This is a genomic window from Rhizobacter sp. Root404 (genome assembly GCF_001425865.1).
Classification (GTDB): Bacteria; Pseudomonadota; Gammaproteobacteria; order Burkholderiales; family Burkholderiaceae_C; genus LMDS01.
This window is the reverse complement of the sequence record NZ_LMDS01000001.1, coordinates 524,559-543,819: the sequence shown is the minus strand read 5'-3', so window position 1 is coordinate 543,819 and position 19,261 is coordinate 524,559. Positions and strand designations below refer to the sequence as shown.

Here is a 19,261-nt window from a genome sequence, read left to right as displayed (position 1 = left end):
GCACGGCCTGACGATCATCGCGTTCATCGGCAGCGTGTTCTCGCCGTACTACGCGCAGGCGCGGCGCGGCGGCCGCAGCGCCGACCCGCTGAACCACTGCGCCGTCAACGTCGCGCTGTACGGGCGGGGCGGCGGCCGCTGGGCGATGACCGAGCGCGGGCGCGGCCGGGTCTCGCGCGACGCCACGCACCTGCAGGTCGGCCCGAGCGGGCTGCGCTGGTCGGGCGATGCGCTGCACATCGTGCTCGACGAGCTCGCGGTGCCGTGGCCATCTCGCATTCGCGGCTCGGTCACCGTGCAGGTGCCGCGGCGCTTCGACCACCCGGTCGCGCTGGCGCCCGGTCACCGCTGGTGCCCGATCGCGCCGGCCGCGCGCGTCGAGGTCGCGCTGGGCGACACCTGCTGGTCCGGTCCCGGCTACCTCGACGCGAACCATGGCGACGCGCCGCTGGAAAGCGCGTTCGAGCGCTGGGACTGGTCGCGCGCCCATCTGGCGGGCGGCGACAGCGTCGTGCTCTACGACGTCGCGCGCATCGGCCTGACGCCGCTGAGACTCGGGCTGCGCTTCGACATGCGCGCCGGCGAGGTGTGTGCGATCGATCCGCCGCCCGCCGCGACACTGCCACCCACGCTGTGGCGGATCGCGCGCGGCGGGCGCACCGATGCCGGCAGCACGACCCGCGTCGTGCAGACGCTCACCGACGCCCCGTTCTACGCCCGCTCGCTGCTCGACGCGCGATGGCTCGGCGAGCGCGTGACGGCGATGCACGAGAGCCTGTCGCTGCCGCGCTTCGCGAGCCCGTGGGTGCAGGCGATGTTGCCGTTCAGGATGCCGCGCCGCGCGGGTTGAAGGGCGTCACCGGTCCGGAGCCGGTGGCTCGGCCGGCGGCGGCTTGCGCGCAGCCCGGTCGCGCTTGAGTCGCCACAGTTCCCAGACCGCCAGGCCGAGCACCACGCCGAGGACCAGCGTCATCTCGGCCGCGATGATCATCGCGGAGCTCATGTCGCGAGGTCGGCCTCGGCGGACCGGCCCGACGCGCGCAGCCGGTCGCGCTGCTCGAGGCGCGCGAACAGCTCGAACGTCCACACCACGCGCTCGACCATGCTGCGGTTCGCAGGCATCGGCTCGGGCCGCGGCGATGCCGCGACCGCCGCGTCGACGAGGAAGCGGTTGGCCGGCAGCGGCGGCAGCGCCGCAGCCGCGGCGGACGGGGCCAGTTGCAGCGCCGCGCGCAACAGCAACCAGCTCTTGCGCGCGGCCGAGACGCGCGCGCGCCCGCTCACCGAATCGAGCCCGCGCCGGGCAACCTCGCGGCCGATCTCGGCGTACATGAAGCGCGCCGCGTTGATGCCCGGGCGGCAGGCCAGGGGCAGCCGCGCGACGCCGCCATCGACGCGCGCATAGAGCGCCTCGGCCGCATCGAGCACGCGCCGCACCACGCCGGCCAGTGCCGGGTTGAACACCGGCGCCGCGAGCCACGCATCGGGGTCGAGGCCGGCATCGAGCATCCAGGCGCGCGGCAGGTACAGGCGACCCAGGCGCGCGTCCTCGCCGACGTCGCGCGCGATGTTCGACAGCTGCATCGCGACGCCCAGATCGCAGGCCCGCGCCAGCCCCTCGGCCGAGCGCACGCCCATCAGCAGCGCCATCATCGCGCCGACCGTGCCGGCCACGCGGGCGGCGTATTCGTGCAGCGCGTCGAGCGTGTCGTAGCGGCGCCCCTGCAGATCCCACTCGAAGCCTTCGAGCAGCGCAGCGAACAGCGCGGCAGGGATGTGGTGGCGGGCGACCACGAGCGCGAGCGCCCGGTCCGCCGGATCGTCCTGCGGCGTGCCCGCATAGGCCAAGCGCAGGCGTTCGCGCAGGCGCACGACCGCGTCGCCGCGCTCGTCGCCCGCATCGACGGCATCGTCGGCGAGGCGGCAGAACGCATACAGCGCCGAGGCCGGCTCGTGCACGCCGCGCGGCAGCAGGAACGACGCGGCGAGGAAGGTCTTCGAGCCGTTGCGCAGCGCTGCGCGGCACGCCGCGAGGTCGGCGCGCGCGGCGGCGGCCAGTTCAGGCGGGCGCGATCCGAACACCGTCGCGAGTGGGGTCACGGGAAGCGGCGAGCTGGTCTGCATGGGGTACCACCGAGTCGAGTACGCGGGCCGAGGAAAGCACGCCGGGCAGCCCGGCACCGGGATGTGTGCCGGCGCCGACGAGGTACAGGCGATCCAGTTCCTCGCTGCGGTTGTGCGGGCGAAACCAGGCGCTCTGCGTCAGCACCGGTTCGAGCGAGAAGGCGGCGCCGCGGAACGACGACAGCCGATCCTGGAAGTCCTGCGGCGTCAGCAGCCGCGAGGTCACGATCTCGTCGGCCAGGCCCGGCAGCAGCGTGGCCTGCAGGCGCTGCTGGATCGCCAGGCGGTACGGCTCGGCATGCGCGGCCCAGTCGGTGCCGCTCTGCAGGTGCGGCACCGGCGACAGCACGTAGAACGCATCGCAGCCCGCCGGTGCCAGCGACGGGTCGGTGGCGGTCGGGCGATGCAGGTAGAGGCTGAAATCGTCGGCCAGCAGCTTGCGATCGAAGATGTCGGTCAGCAGCTCGCGGTAGCGCGGGCCGAGCGCGATCGTGTGGTGTGCCACCTCGGGGTACTGGCGCTTCGTGCCGAAATACCAGACGAACAGGCTCATCGAATAGCGCGCCTTCTCGATCCGCGCATCGGTCCAGCGGTGGCGGTGTTCGGCCGGCACGAGGTGGCGGTAGGTCCAGGCCGAATCGGCGTTCGAGACGACCACGTCGGCGGCGACCGTCTCGCCGTTCTCCAGCCGCACCCCGCTCGCCGCCCCGTTCGCGACCGTGATCTGCGCGACGCCGCGATTGCAGCGCACGGACCCGCCCTGCCCTTCGATCAGGCTCACCAGTCCCTTGACGAGGCTGCCGGTGCCGCCCATCGGGAAGTGCACGCCCCAGCGGCGCTCCAGGAACGCGATCAGGCAATACACCGATGTCGTCGAGAACGGGTTGCCACCGACCAGCAGCGACTGGAAGGTCAGCACGACGCGCAGCCGCGCGTCCTTCACGTGCTTGCAGGCCAGCGTCCAGACGGTGCGGTAGCCTTCCAGCTTGAGCAGCGCCGGCAGCACGCGCGCCATGTCGGTCCACGAGTCGAACGGCTGGTCGCCGAGCTCCTCGAAGCCGACCTTGAAGATCGCCTCGCTCGCCTTCAGGAAGCGCTCGTAGCCGGCCACGTCGCCCGGCGCGAAGCGCGCCACCTCGGCCCGCATCGCGGCCGCGTCGCCGCTGTAGTCGAAGCACTCGCCGTCGTCGAAGCGGATGCGGTAGAACGGCGCGACCGGCCGCAGGTCGATGTCGTCGGCCATGCGCCGGCCGCAGAGCGCCCACAGCTCCTCGAACATGAACGGCGCGGTGATGACGGTGGGGCCGGCGTCGAAGGTGAAGCCGTCCTGCCGGTGCACACAGGCCCGGCCGCCGGGCGCGTCGAGCTTCTCGAGCACCGTGACGCGGTAGCCGCGCGCACCGAGCCGCACGGCGGCCGCCAGCCCGCCGAAGCCGCTGCCGATCACGATCGCGTGCGGCCGGTCCTTCAGGAGCGGGCCGGCAGAGTCCACGGCGGCTGCGGGTGTAAACATATTGCCATCGTAAGAGTGTCAGCGTAAATTGACAACATCGGATGACCACAGGCAATCCCGGATGCCCTCGACCCCCTGCCCGTCGAACGGAGCGCTGGCGTGAACGCAGCGCTCGAATTGCGCGACCTGCGCTGCGTACGCGGCCAGCGCGTGCTGTTCAGCGGCTTGTCGGCCAGCGTTCGGGCGGGCCAGATGCTGCGCGTGCAAGGCGAGAACGGCGCCGGCAAGACCAGCCTGCTGCGCATGGTCTGCGGCCTGGCCTCGCCCGATCACGGCGAGGTGCTGTGGCAGGGCCGCAGCATCGCGCGGCTGCGCGAGGAGTTCAACCTTCAGCTGGTCTACCTAGGCCACGCCCCGGCGTTGAAGGACGACCTGTCCGCGCTGGAGAACCTGCTCGCCAGCGGCGGGCTCGCCGGGCTCGCCTGTTCGGAGCAGGCCGCGGCCGGTGCGCTGGCGCAGGCCGGCCTGCGCACGCAGGTGCGGCTGCCGGCGCGGGTGCTCTCGCAAGGGCAGCGCAAGCGTGTCGGCCTGGCGCGGCTGGCGCTCAGCACGGCCGCGGCGCTGTGGGTGCTCGATGAGCCCTTCAGCGCGCTCGACGAGGTCGCGTGCGCCTGGCTGCAGGGCCTGATCGGCACGCAGCTCGGCCGCGGCGGCGTCGTCGTGATGACGAGCCACCAGGGCCGCAGCTGGGACGCCGCCCAGCCGCAGGTCGCCCTCACGCTGCAGCCGCCCAGATCGAATGCCGACGCGCAGATCGGCCGCATGATGGGCATGGGCCGATGAGTGCCATCGTGCTGACGCTGCCCACGCCGGCCCGCCCGCCCGGGCTGCTCCACGGCATGCGCTGCGTGTTCGTGCGCGACCTGCGCGGCGTGCTGCGGCGGCGCACCGATGCGGTCGCGGCACTGGTCTTCTTCGCGATCGTCGTCAGCCTGTTCCCGCTCGGCGTCGGGGCGGATCCGGCGCTGCTGCGCACGATGGCACCCGGCGTGGTCTGGGTCGCCGCGCTGCTCGCGTCGATGCTGTCGCTGGCGCGCCTGTTCGCCGACGACCACCAGGACGGCACGCTGGAGCAGCTGCTGCTGTCGTCCACCCCGCTGCCACTGCTCGTGCTCTCGAAGATGGCGGCGCACTGGCTCACGTCCGGGCTGCTGCTGGCGCTGGCCTCGCCGCTGCTCGCGCTGCAGTTCGATCTATCGGGTGGCGCGATCGCCGTGCTCGCGGGCTCGCTGCTGATCGGCACGCCGATGCTGAGCCTGATCGGCGGCATCGGCGCGGCGCTGGTGGTCGGCGTGCGCGGCGCCGGCGTGCTGCTCTCGCTGCTCGTGCTGCCGCTGGTCATGCCGGTGCTGATCTTCGGTGCCGGCGCGGTCGGCGCCACCGAGGCCGGGCTGGGCAGCGGCGCGCACCTGTCGCTGCTCGGCGCGATGCTCGCGCTCGCGCTGGTGCTGGCGCCGCTGGCAGCCGCCGCGGCGCTGCGGATCTCAATCGAATGACCACGGCGCCGGAGCGACCCGCATGACCACGACCCGCAGCAACTGGTTCCGCTTCGCCGCCCCGGCACGCTTCCACCGCCTGGCCGGGCTGGCGATCCCGTGGCTCGGCGCGCTCGCCGCGGTGCTGATCGCGGCCGGGCTGGCGATCGGGCTGCTCGTCGCGCCCACCGACCACCAGCAGGGCGAGGCCTACCGCATCATCTTCGTGCACGTGCCGGCGGCGTGGATGTCGATGGTGATCTACGTCGCGATGGCGTTCTGGGCCGCGATCGGCCTGGCCTTCAACGCGCGGCTCGCGTTCATGCTCGCGAACGCGCTGGCGCCGACCGGCGCGCTGATGACCTTCATCGCGCTGTGGACCGGCGCGCTGTGGGGCCAGCCGACCTGGGGCACGTGGTGGGTCTGGGACGCGCGGCTGACCTCCGAGCTGATCCTGCTGTTCCTGTATGTCGGCGTGCTGTCGCTGCACGCCGCGATCGAGAACCCGCGTCGCGCCGACCGCGCCGCCGGGCTGCTGGCGCTGGTCGGCGTCGTCAACGTGCCGATCATCTACTTCTCGGTCAAATGGTGGAACACGCTGCACCAGGGGGCGTCGGTCAGCCTGGCCAAGGCGCCGAGCATGGCCACGCCGATGCTGCTCGGCATGCTGGTGATGGCGCTCGGCTTCTGGGCGTACTGCATCGCGGTCTCGCTGGCGCGCGTGCGCGTCGTCATGCTGGAACGCGAGCCGCACACCGCATGGGCGCGCCGGGCCGTGGAGGAGATGGCATGAACTGGTCGAGCTGGAGCGAGTTCGCCGCAATGGGCGGCTACGGGCTGTACGTGTGGGGCGCGTTCGGCGTCACCGCGATCGCGATGCTGGGTGAGATGGCCTCGCTGCGTGCGCGGCGCCGGGCCCTGCGCGGCGAAGACGTTGCGGCGCACGCGCCCGTCGACTACCGCGAGGGCGCCGCATGAAGCCGCGTGCCCGACGCGGCCTCGCGATCGTGTGCGGTCTCGCGGCGCTCGGCATCGCCTGCGCGCTGGTGCTGAACGCGTTCCGCAGCAACCTCGTGTTCTTCTTCAGCCCGACGCAGATCGCGGCCAACGAGGTGCCGCGCGGCCACCCGTTCCGGCTCGGCGGGCTGGTCGAGGCCGGCAGCATCCGCCGCCTGCCGAACAGCCTGACGGTGCATTTCGTCGTCACCGACCTGGTGCAGAAGATCCCGGTCGCCTACACCGGCCTGCTGCCGGATCTGTTCACCGAAGGCAAGGGCGTGGTCGCGCAGGGCCGGCTCGGCGCCGACGGCGTCTTCCACGCCGACCAGGTGCTCGCCAAGCACGACGAGAACTACATGCCGCCCGAGGCCGCGCAAGCACTGGCGGACGCGCGCAAGGGCGAGTTGCCCATCGCACCGAAGATGCCGTCGGACGGAGACCCGCGTTGATTCCGGAACTCGGTCATTTCGCGCTGATCGTCGCGCTCGGCTTCGCGCTGGTGCAGGGCGTGCTGCCGCTGATCGGCGCGGCGCGCGGGCACGGCACGCTGATCGCGCTGGCGCGGCCGGCGGCGCGCGCGCACTTCGTGTTCATCGCGCTGGCCTATGCGGCGCTGTCGAACGCGTTCGTCGCGAACGACTTCTCGGTGCTGTACGTCGCGCAGCACTCGAACTCGGCGCTGCCGCTCGTCTACCGCCTCACCGCGGTGTGGGGCGGGCACGAGGGCTCGATCCTGCTGTGGGTGCTGATCCTGGCCGGCTGGACGCTCGCGGTCTCGCTGTTCTCGCGCCAGCTCGACGACCGCACCGTCGCGCGCATCCTCGGCGTGATGGGCCTGATCAGCACCGGCTTCCTGCTGTTCACGCTGCTCACGTCCAACCCGTTCCTGCGCCTGCTGCCCGCCGCACCGGACGGCCAGGACCTGACGCCGCTGCTGCAGGACCCGGGCATGGTGATCCACCCGCCGATGCTCTACATGGGCTACGTCGGTTTCGTCGTCGCGTTCGCGTTCGCGATCGCCGCGCTGATCTCGGGCCGGCTCGACGCTGCCTGGGCCCGCTGGTCGCGGCCGTGGACGACGGTCGCGTGGTGCTTCCTGACGTGCGGCATCGCGCTCGGCAGCTTCTGGGCCTACTACGAGCTCGGCTGGGGCGGCTGGTGGTTCTGGGACCCGGTCGAGAACGCGTCGCTGATGCCGTGGCTCGCCGGCACCGCGCTGATGCACTCGCTCGCGGTCACCGAAAAGCGCGGCGGCTTCCGGATGTGGACCGCACTGCTCGCGATCGTCACGTTCTCGCTGTCGCTGCTGGGCACCTTCATCGTGCGCTCGGGCGTGCTGACCTCGGTGCACGCGTTCGCGAGCGACCCGACGCGCGGCGTCTTCATCCTCGGCTTCCTCGCGCTGGTGATCGGCGGCTCGCTGCTGCTGTTCGCGTGGCGGGCGCCGCGTGTCGCCGCGATGGGCGCGGGCGCCGGCTTCGAGACCGTGTCGCGCGAATCGATGCTGCTCGCCAACAACGTGCTGCTGCTGGTGGCCTGCGCGTCGGTGATGCTGGGCACGCTCTACCCGCTGGTGATCGACGCACTCGGCCTGGGCAAGCTCTCGGTCGGGCCGCCCTACTTCAACGCGGTGTTCGTGCCGCTGATGGCGCCGGCGTTGTTCCTGATGGGCGTCGGCCCGCTGGCGCGCTGGCGGCGCGCCAGCGCGATCGAACTCGCGCTGCGGCTGCGCTGGGCCGCGGGCGTGAGCCTGGCCACCGCGTTGCTCACGCCGCTGCTGCTCGGCTCGTCCGCGCGCGCGCTGTGGACGCCGATGGTCGGCTTCGGCCTGCTGCTGGCCGCATGGATCGCCAGCACCGCGGTGCTCAACCTCGCGACGCGCCTGCGCGAGCATCCGGCGCCCAGCTGGTCGCGGAGGCTGCGGGCGCAGCCGGGCAGCTACTACGGCATGCTGCTCGCGCACGCCGGCGTGGCGGTGTTCATCGTCGGCGTCACCGTCGTCGGTGGCTTCGCGGTCGAGAAGGACGTGCGCATGGCGCCCGGCGACACCGTGACGATCGCGCCGTACGTCTTCAAGCTCGAGGGACTGAGCGAGCACCGCGGGCCGAACTACCTGGCCGTGCGCGCGACGCTCAGCGTCACCGACGACGGCCGCCCGATTGGCACGCTGGCGCCCGAGCGGCGCGTCTACACCGTCAGCCGCTCGCCGATGACCGAGACCGCGATCGACCGCGGCGTCACGCGCGACCTGTACGTCGCGCTCGGCGATGCGGTCGGGCCGAACGCGTGGGGCATGCGGGTCTACTACAAGCCCTTCGTCGGCTGGATCTGGGGCGGCTGCCTGCTGATGGCGCTCGGCGGCGTACTGGCCGTGCTGGACCGGCGCTACCGCGTGGTGCGTCGCCCGTTCGCGCAGTCCGCCCGGCCGGCGCTCGACCCTGCGCCGAGCGGGCGCCCCGCGCTTGCGCTGAAGGGCGCGCGATGAAGCGCTACTTCGTGCCGCTCGCCGTCTTCGTCGTGCTGATGGTGTTCCTCGCGATCGGGCTGACGCAGAAGCCGCGCGAACTGCCGTCCGCGCTGCTCGGCAAGCCCGCGCCGGCGTTCGTGCTGCCGACGTTGAACACGCCGACCACGTCGCTCTCGACCCGCGACCTGCGCGGCCAGGTCTGGGTGCTCAATGTGTGGGCGTCGTGGTGCGTGGCCTGCCGCGACGAGCACGCGACGATGGTGGAAATGGCCAAGCTCAAGCTCGTGCCGATCTACGGCCTGAACTACAAGGACCAGCGCGCCGACGCGCTTGGCTGGCTGGCGCGCTTCGGCAATCCGTATGTCGCGTCGCTGTCGGACACCGACGGTCTGGTCGGCATCGACTACGGCGTCTACGGCGTGCCCGAGACCTTCGTGATCGACAAGGCCGGCGTGATCCGCCGCAAGTTCGTCGGCCCGGTCACGGCGCAGACGGTGCGCGACGAGATCGTGCCGCTGGTGGCGAGGCTCAACTCGTGATCGCGCTGCTGCGACGACTCGTGCTCGCACTGCTGCTGGCTGCGCCGCCGGCGCTGCACGCGAACGAGGCCGCACCGCTCGCCGCCGACCCGGCGCTCCAGGCGCGCGTGCTGCGCGTGGCCGAGGAACTGCGCTGCCTGGTGTGCCAGAACGAGACCATCGCCGCGTCGCAGGCCGAGCTCGCGGTCGATCTGCGGCGCCAGATCCGCACGCGCTTGCAGCAGGGCGAATCGGAGGCGCAGATCCTCGACTTCATGGTGCAGCGCTACGGCGAATTCGTGCGCTACCGGCCGGCGTTCAGCCCGACGACCGCGCTGCTGTGGATCGGACCGTTCGCGCTGCTCGGTCTCGCCGCCTTCGTGCTCGCGATGAACATCCGGCGGCGACGCGACGATGCGCGGCCGGCCGAACTGAGCGACGCCGAGTCAAAGCGGCTCGCCGAGCTGCTCGGCCCCGGGACGGTGCGGCCATGACCGGCTTCGCGCTCGGCGCGTTCGGACTCGTGCTGCTCGCCGGACTGATGCTGCGCCCGGCGTGGCGGCCGACCGCCGCGGCCGCACGCGCGCGTCCCGCTCACCTCGACGTGCTGCGCGATCAACTGGCGGCCCTCGACCAGGAGCCTGTCGGCAGCGCCGCCGACGAAGCGCAACGCCACGCCGCGCGCCGCGAACTGCAGCGCCGTGTGCTCGACGAATCGACCGCAACCGAGACCGCGATCGACGCGAGCCGCTCGCCGCGCATGCAGTGGGGCGTGACGCTCGCGCTGCCGCTGTTCGCGATCGCGCTGTATGCCGCGATCGGCAACCCGGCGGGGCTGGTCGCGCAAGCGCCCCCGATCGCGACGGGCGCAGCGCCCGAGCCCGACGTCACGCCCGAGGCCGTGCAGGCGATGCTCGCCAGCCTGGCGCAACGTCTCGACAAGCCATCCGCCGACCCGGCCGCCGATCTGCAGGGCTGGACCATGCTGGCCCGCTCGTATGCCGCGTTGCAGCGCTTCGCCGACGCCGAGCGCGCCTATGCCCGCGCGAGTGCGCTCGCGCCGCGCGACGCGCAGTTGCTGGCTGACCGCGCCGATGTGCTGGCGGTATTGCAGGGCCAGCGCACGGCCGGCGAGCCGGAACGGTTGATCGCCGACGCGCTGCGCCTCGACTCGAGGAATCTCAAGGCGCTCGCGCTTGCCGGCAGCGCCGCGTTCGAGCGCCGGGACTTCGCCGCCGCGCGCCGCTACTGGCAGCAGGCGATTGACCTCGCGCCGACCGGCAGCGAGTTCGCCGCCGGTCTGGAGCGCAGTCTCGCCGCCGCCCAGGACCGAGGTGCCGAGGCGGCGCCGACCGCAACCACCGCGACCCCGGCGCCCGCCGCGGCAGCGGCGCGCATCACCGGCCGCGTCTCGCTGGCACCGGCGCTGACGGCGCGGGTCGCACCGACCGACACGGTGTTCGTCTTCGCGCGAAACGCCGATGGCCCGCGCATGCCACTCGCGATCGTCCGCCGCACGGTGGCCGACCTGCCGTTCGACTTCACGCTCGACGACAGCCTGGCGATGTCACCCCAGACGCGGCTGTCCGGCGCCTCCCGCGTGATCGTCGGCGCGCGCATCTCGCGCTCGGGCGATGCCATGCCGCAGGCGGGTGACCTGCAGGGTGAGTCGGCGGCGATCGGGACGAACCGAGCGGGCGTCGATCTGGTAATCGACCGAAGCCGACCGTAGGTTGGCGCAGAGGCGCTGGCGGTCGCCGGTGGCCCGCGGCGACCTCGACTCAAAAGGTGCCGGACTTGAAGAGTTTCCCATCCGCCTCGAGAAGGCGCCAAGTCGTGCCGTCGGTGTGAAGCGTCCGTCCGGTATCCGGATAGTGGCAAACGTCCCGGTTCGCGCGAGTGCCGACGATCACATAGGCGCACGGCTCGTCCGACTGATTGGACACATGGTGGGCGGTAGGAACACCGGCAGGCCAGCAGGCCGCGTCGCCCGCGTGCAGGACCTGCGCCTCGCCACCCTCCGTGACCGTGACCGCACCGGACAGCACATAGAGGAACTCGTCTTCGTTCTCGTGCCAGTGAAGATTGGAGGACCGCGCCCCGGGGTGAAGTGTCTGCACGTACGCGCCGTACTGTGAGAGCCCTCCCGCGTCCGACAACCGGATCGTATCCGTCACACCGAAGGACTCGCGTTCGGCCCGCTCGGCACGCACCTGATTCTTCTTGACGATCATTTCAGTTCTCCGGAACAAGGGCTGATTGGGCCAGAAGTCAGCCGGCACGCTGCGACGGTGGCTGCAGTCGGCGGCCGTTAAAGAACAGGCTGAGTGAAGGGGCGGTGGCCAACACCCCAACCAACCACGCTTCGAGACGTTCCTGATCGACGCTCTTGCCGCACAGGTGAGGCGCGATCTTGGCCGACACCGTGATGCCGGTTTCCTCGAAAACTCCTGCCGTTCGGGTGGTCTGCGTGAGCTGGCCATGGTTGAACAGAAGCCTGAGTTCGGCGTCCGGCTTCTTCACCGTCAGTTGGAGTTCACTGCACAGGGCATTGACCAGCGACATGCCGATTCCCTGGAGTTGGATCGGTGCGTCGCGCCCCGACTCGAACGGATAGTCGAAGTGGGTGTAGATGAACCTGAGGTACGCGGTTCCTTCGACGGTCTTGTCGATCGGGTGGCCTCGTCCATTGTCTGAGACGCTAAAGGAGGCACCCTCGGCAGTGACCCGGATGGTCGAGGCATGGCCCGACTGAAACTCGGCCAGGCAGTACAACGTCAGCGCCTGCACGGCAGTGGCCGTGAGATCGTGCAGCGGATCGGGGAACTGAGTCACTGGTATTTCGCGAGAGCGATCAGATTCTCCACACGCGCGCGGCGGCGCGCACGTTCGGGCTCAGACCTCCGGGTCGTCCATGAGGACGCGGACTTCCTGGGCGCACCGGCAGGCCACTGCGATCTTCGCGGCCCAGTCGAGCGCGGCCTCGCGCGTGGCGACCTGGATGATCGAGAAGCCGCCGACCACGGCCTTGACTTCCGGCCACGGCCCGTCGGAGACGACGCCGTCGGTGCCGACGATGCTGGCCCGCTGCTGGTGGACCCCACCGCCGTGGATCCAGACGCCGGCAGCCTTGGCCTCGCGGACCACCGCATGCGCAGCCTCTGCGACGGCGGTCCAGTCGTCGTCCGGAATGTGGGCCATCGCACCGTCATCGAAAGAGATCAAGTACCGTGTCACCGCGCTGCTCCTCGTCGACGCCCATCGGGCCCTCCTGGACGACGAATCGGACCCCGCCGAATCGACGCTCCAGTCTCGACGCTTTCCGGCCTGGCCGCATCGACCGGACCAGGCCACGCCGTCGCCTGTATCCTCGGCCCCTCAACTCGAAAGGACCAAGATGGCACTGGCAAAGAAGAAGCGCGTGGGCAAGAGAACCATTTCGGCGAAGCAGGTCCGCAAGACCGCCAGCGGCCGCAAGCGCCGCAAGGCCGACGGCACGCAGCCCTCGAAGGTGGTGTTTCCGGCCTCCGCACCCGCGGCGTCCTGACGCCCCACTGCGTCACCCGCGGCGCAGCGCCGCCAGTTCGGCCTCCAGCGCCGCGATCCGCCGATCCCGCAGCTCGATCGCCGCCTGGACATCGGCGGCCTCGAACCGCTGAGGGATGTGCTGCGGGCAGTTCACATCCCAGGCGCTGACGGTGAACAGCAGAACCTGCTCGGGCCGCGCCCGGTAGCCGGCCGGCATCAGTTCCCGCGTCAGCGCCTCGTCCCCCTCGACCACCCGCGCCGTGCCCCAGATCTTCGTGCGACGGCGGTTCGCGTAGTCGATGAGGAACAGGTGTGCGCGCGGGTTCTCGGCGAGGTTGCCCTGCGTGATGTACTGGCGGTTGCCGGCGAAGTCCGCGAACCCGATGGTGTGCTGGTCCAGCACCTTCAGGAAGCCCGCCGGCCCGCCGCGATGCTGGATGGTCGGCTGGCCCTGGCCATTGGCCGTGGCCAGGAAGACGCTGGTCTGGGCCTCGATCTCGGCCTTCAGGTCCGGCGTGATGACGTGTTCCCACGAGCCGCCCTGTTCCATGCGGGCGTAGGCCACGCGCGAGCCCTTTCTGGCCTGGATCGCCTTGACGGCCTCGGTGAAGGCCACGTCGCTGGCAACGAGGGTGGGGAGGGTCGAGGAAGACATGAGCGACTCCAGGTGGGATCAGGCCGGTGCATTCCGGTGAAGCGACTGTAGATATTCCCGCCTCTCGCAACTAGACTGTAGTTTTGCGAACGTCCCTCTCGATAATTGGAACAATGGATCGCCTCGACGCCATGTCCGTCTTCGCCGCCGTCGTCGACAGCGGCAGCCTCTCGGCCGCGGGCCGCCGCCTGAACATCCCGCTGGCCACCGTGAGCCGCAAGCTCGCCGACCTGGAGGCCCACCTCAAGACGCGCCTGATCACGCGCTCGACCCGCAGGCTGGTGGTGACGGACGCCGGGCGCGAGTACCTCGGCGCATGTCGGCAGATCCTGGAGCAGGTCGACGAGGCCGAGCGCGCCGCCACGGGCGCGTACGCCCAGGTCAGGGGCCAGCTCGTGGTCGCCGCGCCGATCGTCTTCGGGCGCCTGCACGTGCTGCCGGTGGCCGCGGCCTTTCTCGAGCTGCACCCCGAGGTCGACATCCAGCTTCGGCTGGGGGATCGCAACGTCAACCTGATCGAGGAGCATGTCGACGTGGCGCTGCGCATCGGCGCGCTGCCCGACAGCAACCTGATCGCCGCGCCGGTGGGTTCGATCCGCCGCCTCGTCTGCGCAAGCCCGGCCTACCTGCAACGCTTCGGCACGCCACAGACGCCAGACGACCTCGCCTCCCACCGCTGCATCACCTTCGACGGGTTGGACGCGACCCCTGCCTGGGCGTTCGCGGGCGCGGACGGCCAGCCACGCCAGGTGGCGATCCATTCGCGCCTGACGGTGACGACCGCCGACGCCGCGATCGCCGCCGCCGAAGCCGGCCTGGGCCTGACCCGCGTGCTGTCCTACCAGGTCGCCGACGCGCTGCACGACGGTCGTCTCGTCCGCGTGCTCGCCGGCGCCGAGCCGCCGGCCGTGCCGGCGAGCGTGATCTATCCCGGACAGGGACGACTGCCGATGAAGACCCGGGCGTTCATCGACTTCGCACTGGACCGCCTGCGAAAAAGCCTGAAAGGGCGCGAGGCTGTACCCTGGAAGGACTGAAGGCCGCAGGAGCACCGCGATGCAGACCGAGGTTCTGAGGAGGGGCGGCAACCCATCGCCGATGGCGCTCAGCGGGTTCGCCGAGCTGTCCACGCCGGTCGTCGCCCCCTCGCGCCGATGAAATCGCGACGAGCCGGACGCCCGGGGGGCATGGTGCAGGTGCGTGGCGCCCGCGAGCACAACCTGAAGAACGTCGACGTCGACATCCCGCGCGATGCGCTGGTGGTCTTCACCGGCATCTCGGGCTCGGGCAAATCGTCGCTCGCGTTCGGCACGCTCTATGCCGAGGCGCAGCGCCGCTACTTCGACTCGGTCTCGCCGTACGCGCGGCGGCTGATCGACCAGGTCGGCGTGCCCGATGTCGACTCGATCGACGGCCTGCCGCCCGCCGTCGCGCTGCAGCAGCGGCGCGGCACGCCCGGGGCGCGATCGTCGGTCGGCAGCGCCACGACCATCTCGAACCTGCTGCGGATGCTGTATTCGCGCGCCGGCACCTACCCGCCGAAGCAGCCGATGCTGTACGCCGAGGACTTCTCGCCGAACACCCACCAGGGCGCGTGCCCGCAGTGCCACGGCCTGGGCAGCGTCTACGAGGTGACCGAGGCGCTGATGGTGCCGGACGACTCGCTGACGATCCGCGAGCGCGCCATCGCCGCCTGGCCGGCGGCCTGGCACGGCCAGAACCTGCGCGACATCCTGGTCACGCTCGGCTACGACGTCGACACGCCGTGGCGCGACCTGCCGAAGAAGGACCGCGACTGGATCCTGTTCACCGACGAGCAGCCGACTGCGCCGGTCTATGCCGGCTTCACGCCCGCCGAGACGCGCGCCGCGCTGCGCCGCAAGCTGGAGCCGAGCTACCAGGGCACGTTCACCGGAGCGCGGCGCTACGTCCTGCACACGTTCGCGACGACGCACAGCGCGTTGATGAAGAAGCGCGTGGCACGCTTCATGGCCGGCCAGACCTGCCCGATGTGCCACGGCAAGCGGCTCAAGCGCGAGGCGCTCGCGGTGACCTTCGCGGGCCGCGACATCGCGGCGATGGCGGGCGTGTCGCTGAACCAGCTGGCCGCGCTGCTCGAGCCCGCGGCACGTGCCGGCGCCGGCGCGGCGCCACGCGCCGGCTCGCTCACCGCGGAGAAGCGGATCGCCGCGCAGCGCATCGCGCAGAACGTGCGCGAGCGGGTAGCGACGCTGCAGGCACTCGGGCTCGGCTACCTGTCGCTGGACCGCGCGACGCCCACGCTGTCGCAAGGCGAGCTGCAACGCATCCGCCTGGCGACGCAGATCCAGTCCAACCTGTTCGGCGTCGTCTACGTGCTGGACGAGCCGTCGGCCGGCCTGCACCCGGCGGACGGCGTGGCGCTGCTGCGCGCGCTCGATCGCCTCAAGGCGGCCGGCAACTCGCTGTTCGTCGTCGAGCACGATCTGGCGGTCATTCGGCACGCGGACTGGATCGTCGATGTCGGCCCGGCGGCCGGAGAAGCCGGCGGGCAGGTGCTCTACAGCGGACCGCCGGCGGGCTTGCGGCAGGTCGGCACGTCGCAGACGGCCGCGCACCTGTTCGGCTCGCGCACCACGCGCCGGACGCCGGTGCGCGCCCGGCGCGAGCCCACCGGCTGGCTGCAGCTCGACGGCGTGACCCGCAACAACCTGCGCGGTGTCGACGCGGCGTTTCCACTCGGCGTGCTGACCGCGGTGACCGGCGTATCGGGGTCGGGCAAGTCCAGCCTGGTGAGCCAGGCGCTGGTCGAGCTGGTGGCCGCGCATGTCGGCAAGGTGCTGTCGGCCGACGAGGACGACGCCGCGACGCCCCGGCCGGCCGCGTCGCCGACCGAAGGCCGGCTGACCGGCGACCTGCCGCTCGTCGAGCGACTCGTGTGCGTCGACCAGAAGCCGATCGGCCGCACGCCGCGCTCGAACCTCGCGACGTACACCGGCCTGTTCGACGGCGTGCGCCGGCTCTTCGCCGCCACGCCGGCGGCACGCAGGCGGCGCTTCGGCCCGGGGCGCTTCTCGTTCAATGCCGCCGGCGGCCGCTGCGAGACCTGCCAGGGCGAGGGCTTCGTGAGCGTCGAGCTGCTGTTCATGCCCAGCGTGTTCGCGCCCTGTTCGACCTGCCACGGCGCCCGCTTCAACGACGCGACACTGGCGGTGCGCTACCGCGACCGCCACATCGCCGAGGTGCTCGCGATGACGGTCGATCAGGCGTGCACCTTCTTCGCCGACGAGGCGGCCGTGCTGCGACCGCTGCGCCTGCTCGAACAGATCGGGCTCGGCTACCTGCGGCTCGGCCAGCCCGCGACCGAACTCTCCGGCGGCGAAGCGCAGCGGATCAAGCTCGCGACCGAGCTGCAGCGCGTGCAGCACGGCCGGACCCTCTACGTGCTGGACGAGCCGACGACCGGCCTGCATCCGGCCGATGTCGATCGCCTGATGAGCCAGCTGCACGGGCTCGTCGATGCAGGCAACACGTGCGTCGTGGTCGAGCACGACATGCGGCTCGTCGCGGCGAGCGACTGGGTCATCGATGTCGGGCCCGGTGCCGGCGACGAGGGCGGGCGGATCGTGGCGGCCGGGCCGCCGGCGCGGGTCGCCGCGGCCGCAACCGGCGCGACCGCGCGCTACCTGGCCAGCGCGCTGCGCTGACCGCGGCCGCGTTGTCGGACGACACCGGCAACGGGCCGTCCTGTTCTCCGTCGCGACCCGACGCGCCGCCGCTGCACGATGGGCGACCGACGACAGGAGACCCCCATGAACATTGCCGACCTGCTCAAGCAATACGCCGACAGCCCGACCGACACCCAGGCCGACTTCGATGCCGTCGCGAAGGCGGTGCCGCCCTCGGTACTCGGCGACGGCATCGCCGACGCGATGCGCTCCGACAAGACGCCGCCCTTCGCCAACATGGTCGGCAGCCTGTTCGGCGGTTCCGACCCGCAGCAACGGGCCGGCCTGCTGAGCCAGCTGATCCGGGCCGCCGGCCCGGCGATCCTCTCGAGCATCGGCGGCGGCGCGCTCGGACGGATCGTGCAGGGCCTGCAGGCGAAGGACGGCGCGGGCCAGCCCGAGGTCTCGCCCGCCGATGCCGCACAAGTGACCCCCGACGAGCTGAAGGAGATCTCCGCGACCGCCGAGAAACAGGACCCGGGCATCTTCGACAAGATCGGCGCGTACTACGCGCAGCACCCCGAGGTCGTGAAGGTGCTCGGCGGCGCCGCGCTGGCGATCGCACTCGGCCGCATGGCGAACCGCACCCCGCGTTGAGCCCCCGACGCCATCGCGGCTGACAGCGCACGCCTATACTGACCCGCACCGGCCCCTGTCACCTGCGCTCGACGTTTGCCGCCGCCCCTCACCGGGCTTGCACTCGAGCGTGGCAGGAGGCCCCCATGCAGCTACGAGTCGGTTTCGAGATCGCGTATCAGTGTCCGCAGCCGACGCCGATGATCCTGGCGTTGAGCGTGCACTACTCGCGCGCGTCGGATCTGGTGCGCCCGGATCATCTGATCACCGACCCGCCGGTCGACGTGACGGCGTACCGCGATCTGTTCGGCAACTGGTGCAGCCGGCTGGTCGCGCCCAAGGGCCGGATGGTCCTGAGCAGCGATTCGGTGGTTCGCGACAGCGGCCTGCCCGACACGGTGGCGCCGCTGGCCCATCAGGTCCCGGTGGAGCACCTGCCCGAGTCCACGCTGGTCTACCTGCTGGGCAGCCGCTACTGCGAGACCGACCTGCTGAGCGAGACGGCGTGGCAGCGCTTCGGCGACGGACCGACCGGCTGGGCCCGCGTGCAGGCGATCTGCGACTTCGTGCACCAGCACATCGAGTTCGGCTACCAGCACGCGCGCAACACCCGCACGGCCTGGGAGGCCTTCCGCGAGGGCCGAGGCGTGTGCCGCGACTACGCCCACCTGGCGATCGCGCTGTGCCGCTGCATGAACATCCCGGCCCGCTACTGCACCGGCTACCTGGGCGACTACGGCACGCCGCCGCCCTACGGCCCGATGGACTTCGCCGGCTGGTTCGAAGCCTACCTCGGTGACCGCTGGTACACCTTCGACGCCCGCAACAACACGCCGCGCATCGGCCGCGTGCTGATTGCGCGCGGACGGGACGCCTGCGACGTGGCGCTGTCGAGCACCTTCGGACCCAACACGCTCGACGGTTTCAAGGTGTGGACCAACGTGGTCTAGCCGCTCTCCTACACGTCCTGGCCGGTGTGGCTGACAGCGCCCGGGTATGGGGCTCGTAGCATGGTCGTCATGACCAACGCCCTTTTCGTCACCACCAGTTGCGACGCGCTCGCGCCCGACCATCCCACCGGCCTGTGGCTCGAGGAATTCGCCGTCCCCTACATGGCCGCGATCGACGCCGGCATCGACATCACCGTGGCGTCACCGCGCGGCGGCGCGGTGCCCCTCGATCCGAAAACCGAGCCGAACGACAAGCAGCGCAAGGAATGGGCGCCTGCCCTGGAATCACTGCGCCACAGCGTGACACTCGAGTCGGTGAAGGACCAGGCGTTCGACGCCGTGTTCATCCCCGGCGGACACGGCCCGATGATGGACCTCGCGCATGACGCGACGCTGCACGAACTGCTGGCCCGTCAGGACGCCGCCGGCCGGCTGATTGCTGCGGTCTGCCACGGGCCGGCCGCGCTCGTGAACGCGAAGCGCGCCGACGGCGCGCCATTCCTGAAAGGCCGCCGAGCGACCGGCTTCACCAACACCGAAGAGCGGCTCGCCGGCCTGAAGGACGTCGTTCCGTTCCTGCTGGAGGACGCGATGAAGGGCGCGGGTGCCGACTTCCACTCCGCGCTGGTGCCGATGCTCAGCCACGTCGAACACGAGGGCAACCTGCTCACCGGCCAGAACCCGCATTCCAGCGCCGCGCTGGCAAAGAAGCTGGTCGACGCGCTGACGAAACGCTGAGCCTGCCGCGC

Annotated in this window: 23 protein-coding genes; 16 read left to right on the top strand and 7 right to left on the bottom strand. The window is 71.3% G+C overall.

Annotation, left to right across the window (positions count from 1 at the left end):
• Positions 1-34 precede the first annotated feature (34 nt).
• Positions 35-850, top strand: a complete 816-nt coding sequence (locus ASC76_RS02660) for a carotenoid 1,2-hydratase (RefSeq protein ID WP_235580316.1) — start codon at positions 35-37, stop codon at positions 848-850.
• 6 nt (positions 851-856) lie between these two features.
• On the opposite strand, the gene ASC76_RS25020 is transcribed toward ASC76_RS02660, so the two are convergent.
• The 3 genes from ASC76_RS25020 to ASC76_RS02650 are packed head-to-tail and all read right to left on the bottom strand — an operon-like array spanning position 857 to position 3,637.
• Positions 857-1,003 (bottom strand): hypothetical protein, encoded by a 147-nt coding sequence (locus ASC76_RS25020; RefSeq protein WP_157615230.1) that lies wholly within the window; start codon positions 1,001-1,003, stop codon positions 857-859.
• Positions 1,000-2,100: a phytoene/squalene synthase family protein gene (locus tag ASC76_RS02655; RefSeq protein WP_235580315.1), complete on the bottom strand. Its 1,101-nt coding sequence runs from the start codon at positions 2,098-2,100 to the stop codon at positions 1,000-1,002. Before ASC76_RS02655 ends, ASC76_RS25020 begins: the two co-directional genes overlap by 4 nt.
• Positions 2,060-3,637 (bottom strand): phytoene desaturase, encoded by a 1,578-nt coding sequence (locus ASC76_RS02650; RefSeq protein WP_056461948.1) that lies wholly within the window; start codon positions 3,635-3,637, stop codon positions 2,060-2,062. The genes ASC76_RS02655 and ASC76_RS02650 overlap by 41 nt, the downstream gene beginning before the upstream one ends.
• A gap of 99 nt (positions 3,638-3,736) precedes the next feature.
• Here ASC76_RS02650 and ccmA point away from each other — a divergent pair, with 99 nt between their 5' ends.
• From ccmA to ccmI, 9 genes are read left to right on the top strand one after another with little or no spacing between them, the layout of a single operon-like run.
• Positions 3,737-4,420, top strand: coding sequence for a cytochrome c biogenesis heme-transporting ATPase CcmA (ccmA, locus tag ASC76_RS02645; RefSeq protein ID WP_082548656.1), 684 nt, complete (start codon positions 3,737-3,739; stop codon positions 4,418-4,420).
• Positions 4,417-5,133, top strand: a complete 717-nt coding sequence (gene ccmB / locus ASC76_RS02640; protein WP_371262078.1) for a heme exporter protein CcmB — start codon at positions 4,417-4,419, stop codon at positions 5,131-5,133. Before ccmA ends, ccmB begins: the two co-directional genes overlap by 4 nt.
• A 22-nt stretch (positions 5,134-5,155) precedes the next feature.
• Positions 5,156-5,905, top strand: coding sequence for a heme ABC transporter permease (locus ASC76_RS02635; RefSeq protein ID WP_056461946.1), 750 nt, complete (start codon positions 5,156-5,158; stop codon positions 5,903-5,905).
• Positions 5,902-6,090: a heme exporter protein CcmD gene (gene ccmD, locus ASC76_RS02630; protein WP_056461944.1), complete on the top strand. Its 189-nt coding sequence runs from the start codon at positions 5,902-5,904 to the stop codon at positions 6,088-6,090. The genes ASC76_RS02635 and ccmD overlap by 4 nt, the downstream gene beginning before the upstream one ends.
• A complete protein-coding gene (gene ccmE / locus ASC76_RS02625; RefSeq protein WP_056461941.1) occupies positions 6,087-6,560 on the top strand; it encodes a cytochrome c maturation protein CcmE in 474 nt (157 codons plus the stop codon). Before ccmD ends, ccmE begins: the two co-directional genes overlap by 4 nt.
• A complete protein-coding gene (locus ASC76_RS02620) occupies positions 6,557-8,596 on the top strand; it encodes a heme lyase CcmF/NrfE family subunit (protein ID WP_056461939.1) in 2,040 nt (679 codons plus the stop codon). Before ccmE ends, ASC76_RS02620 begins: the two co-directional genes overlap by 4 nt.
• Positions 8,593-9,117 carry a DsbE family thiol:disulfide interchange protein gene (locus ASC76_RS02615; protein ID WP_056461936.1) on the top strand — a complete coding sequence of 175 codons (525 nt, stop codon included), beginning with the start codon at positions 8,593-8,595 and terminating at the stop codon, positions 9,115-9,117. Before ASC76_RS02620 ends, ASC76_RS02615 begins: the two co-directional genes overlap by 4 nt.
• On the top strand, positions 9,114-9,590 hold the full coding sequence (locus tag ASC76_RS02610; RefSeq protein ID WP_235580314.1) for a cytochrome c-type biogenesis protein: 477 nt from the start codon (positions 9,114-9,116) through the stop codon (positions 9,588-9,590). The genes ASC76_RS02615 and ASC76_RS02610 overlap by 4 nt, the downstream gene beginning before the upstream one ends.
• Positions 9,587-10,828 (top strand): c-type cytochrome biogenesis protein CcmI, encoded by a 1,242-nt coding sequence (gene ccmI, locus ASC76_RS02605; RefSeq protein WP_056461933.1) that lies wholly within the window; start codon positions 9,587-9,589, stop codon positions 10,826-10,828. Before ASC76_RS02610 ends, ccmI begins: the two co-directional genes overlap by 4 nt.
• 49 nt (positions 10,829-10,877) lie before the next feature.
• Here the strand turns inward: ccmI and ASC76_RS25650 are convergent, their stop codons facing one another.
• From ASC76_RS25650 to ASC76_RS02590, 3 genes are read right to left on the bottom strand one after another with little or no spacing between them, the layout of a single operon-like run.
• Complete coding sequence (locus ASC76_RS25650; RefSeq protein WP_162247052.1) at positions 10,878-11,330, bottom strand: cupin domain-containing protein; 453 nt, start codon at positions 11,328-11,330, stop codon at positions 10,878-10,880.
• Positions 11,331-11,367: 37 nt separating this feature from the next.
• The gene (locus ASC76_RS02595) at positions 11,368-11,931 is read right to left on the bottom strand and encodes an ATP-binding protein (RefSeq protein ID WP_056461927.1); all 564 of its coding nucleotides are present in this window, start codon (positions 11,929-11,931) and stop codon (positions 11,368-11,370) included.
• Positions 11,932-11,991: 60 nt separating this feature from the next.
• Positions 11,992-12,297 (bottom strand): YciI family protein, encoded by a 306-nt coding sequence (locus ASC76_RS02590; RefSeq protein WP_200947090.1) that lies wholly within the window; start codon positions 12,295-12,297, stop codon positions 11,992-11,994.
• Here ASC76_RS02590 and ASC76_RS25645 point away from each other — a divergent pair.
• The gene (locus tag ASC76_RS25645) at positions 12,287-12,643 is read left to right on the top strand and encodes a hypothetical protein (protein ID WP_162247041.1); all 357 of its coding nucleotides are present in this window, start codon (positions 12,287-12,289) and stop codon (positions 12,641-12,643) included. The two genes, ASC76_RS02590 and ASC76_RS25645, sit on opposite strands and share 11 nt — an antisense overlap.
• Before the next feature lie 12 nt (positions 12,644-12,655).
• On the opposite strand, the gene ASC76_RS02585 is transcribed toward ASC76_RS25645, so the two are convergent.
• Positions 12,656-13,279, bottom strand: coding sequence for a pyridoxamine 5'-phosphate oxidase family protein (locus tag ASC76_RS02585; protein ID WP_056461921.1), 624 nt, complete (start codon positions 13,277-13,279; stop codon positions 12,656-12,658).
• A 113-nt stretch (positions 13,280-13,392) separates the two neighbouring features.
• Here ASC76_RS02585 and ASC76_RS02580 point away from each other — a divergent pair, with 113 nt between their 5' ends.
• The 5 genes from ASC76_RS02580 to ASC76_RS02560 all read left to right on the top strand — a co-directional run bounded on the left by ASC76_RS02580 (position 13,393) and on the right by ASC76_RS02560 (position 19,250).
• On the top strand, positions 13,393-14,316 hold the full coding sequence (locus ASC76_RS02580; protein WP_056461919.1) for a LysR family transcriptional regulator: 924 nt from the start codon (positions 13,393-13,395) through the stop codon (positions 14,314-14,316).
• Between the two features lie 117 nt (positions 14,317-14,433).
• Positions 14,434-16,965 carry an excinuclease ABC subunit UvrA gene (locus ASC76_RS02575; RefSeq protein WP_056461917.1) on the top strand — a complete coding sequence of 844 codons (2,532 nt, stop codon included), beginning with the start codon at positions 14,434-14,436 and terminating at the stop codon, positions 16,963-16,965.
• 105 nt (positions 16,966-17,070) lie between these two features.
• Positions 17,071-17,583: a hypothetical protein gene (locus ASC76_RS02570; protein WP_056461915.1), complete on the top strand. Its 513-nt coding sequence runs from the start codon at positions 17,071-17,073 to the stop codon at positions 17,581-17,583.
• 125 nt (positions 17,584-17,708) lie between these two features.
• Positions 17,709-18,512 (top strand): transglutaminase family protein, encoded by an 804-nt coding sequence (locus ASC76_RS02565; protein WP_056461912.1) that lies wholly within the window; start codon positions 17,709-17,711, stop codon positions 18,510-18,512.
• Between the two features lie 69 nt (positions 18,513-18,581).
• On the top strand, positions 18,582-19,250 hold the full coding sequence (locus tag ASC76_RS02560) for a type 1 glutamine amidotransferase domain-containing protein (protein ID WP_056463096.1): 669 nt from the start codon (positions 18,582-18,584) through the stop codon (positions 19,248-19,250).
• Positions 19,251-19,261 lie beyond the last annotated feature (11 nt).

What these genes read in the sequence shown, in the direction of transcription:
- ASC76_RS25020 (WP_157615230.1), bottom strand. Translation starts at nt 1,003, where the DNA reads ATGAGCTCCGCGATGATCATCGCGGCCGAGATGACGCTGGTCCTCGGC.
- ASC76_RS02650 (WP_056461948.1), bottom strand. Translation starts at nt 3,637, where the DNA reads ATGTTTACACCCGCAGCCGCCGTGGACTCTGCCGGCCCGCTCCTGAAG.
- ccmB (WP_371262078.1), top strand. Translation starts at nt 4,417, where the DNA reads ATGAGTGCCATCGTGCTGACGCTGCCCACGCCGGCCCGCCCGCCCGGG.
- ASC76_RS02635 (WP_056461946.1), top strand. Translation starts at nt 5,156, where the DNA reads ATGACCACGACCCGCAGCAACTGGTTCCGCTTCGCCGCCCCGGCACGC.
- ccmD (WP_056461944.1), top strand. Translation starts at nt 5,902, where the DNA reads ATGAACTGGTCGAGCTGGAGCGAGTTCGCCGCAATGGGCGGCTACGGG.
- ccmE (WP_056461941.1), top strand. Translation starts at nt 6,087, where the DNA reads ATGAAGCCGCGTGCCCGACGCGGCCTCGCGATCGTGTGCGGTCTCGCG.
- ASC76_RS02615 (WP_056461936.1), top strand. Translation starts at nt 8,593, where the DNA reads ATGAAGCGCTACTTCGTGCCGCTCGCCGTCTTCGTCGTGCTGATGGTG.
- ccmI (WP_056461933.1), top strand. Translation starts at nt 9,587, where the DNA reads ATGACCGGCTTCGCGCTCGGCGCGTTCGGACTCGTGCTGCTCGCCGGA.
- ASC76_RS25650 (WP_162247052.1), bottom strand. Translation starts at nt 11,330, where the DNA reads ATGATCGTCAAGAAGAATCAGGTGCGTGCCGAGCGGGCCGAACGCGAG.
- ASC76_RS25645 (WP_162247041.1), top strand. Translation starts at nt 12,287, where the DNA reads ATGTGGGCCATCGCACCGTCATCGAAAGAGATCAAGTACCGTGTCACC.
- ASC76_RS02590 (WP_200947090.1), bottom strand. Translation starts at nt 12,297, where the DNA reads ATGGCCCACATTCCGGACGACGACTGGACCGCCGTCGCAGAGGCTGCG.
- ASC76_RS02585 (WP_056461921.1), bottom strand. Translation starts at nt 13,279, where the DNA reads ATGTCTTCCTCGACCCTCCCCACCCTCGTTGCCAGCGACGTGGCCTTC.
- ASC76_RS02580 (WP_056461919.1), top strand. Translation starts at nt 13,393, where the DNA reads ATGGATCGCCTCGACGCCATGTCCGTCTTCGCCGCCGTCGTCGACAGC.
- ASC76_RS02575 (WP_056461917.1), top strand. Translation starts at nt 14,434, where the DNA reads ATGAAATCGCGACGAGCCGGACGCCCGGGGGGCATGGTGCAGGTGCGT.
- ASC76_RS02570 (WP_056461915.1), top strand. Translation starts at nt 17,071, where the DNA reads ATGAACATTGCCGACCTGCTCAAGCAATACGCCGACAGCCCGACCGAC.
- ASC76_RS02565 (WP_056461912.1), top strand. Translation starts at nt 17,709, where the DNA reads ATGCAGCTACGAGTCGGTTTCGAGATCGCGTATCAGTGTCCGCAGCCG.
- ASC76_RS02560 (WP_056463096.1), top strand. Translation starts at nt 18,582, where the DNA reads ATGACCAACGCCCTTTTCGTCACCACCAGTTGCGACGCGCTCGCGCCC.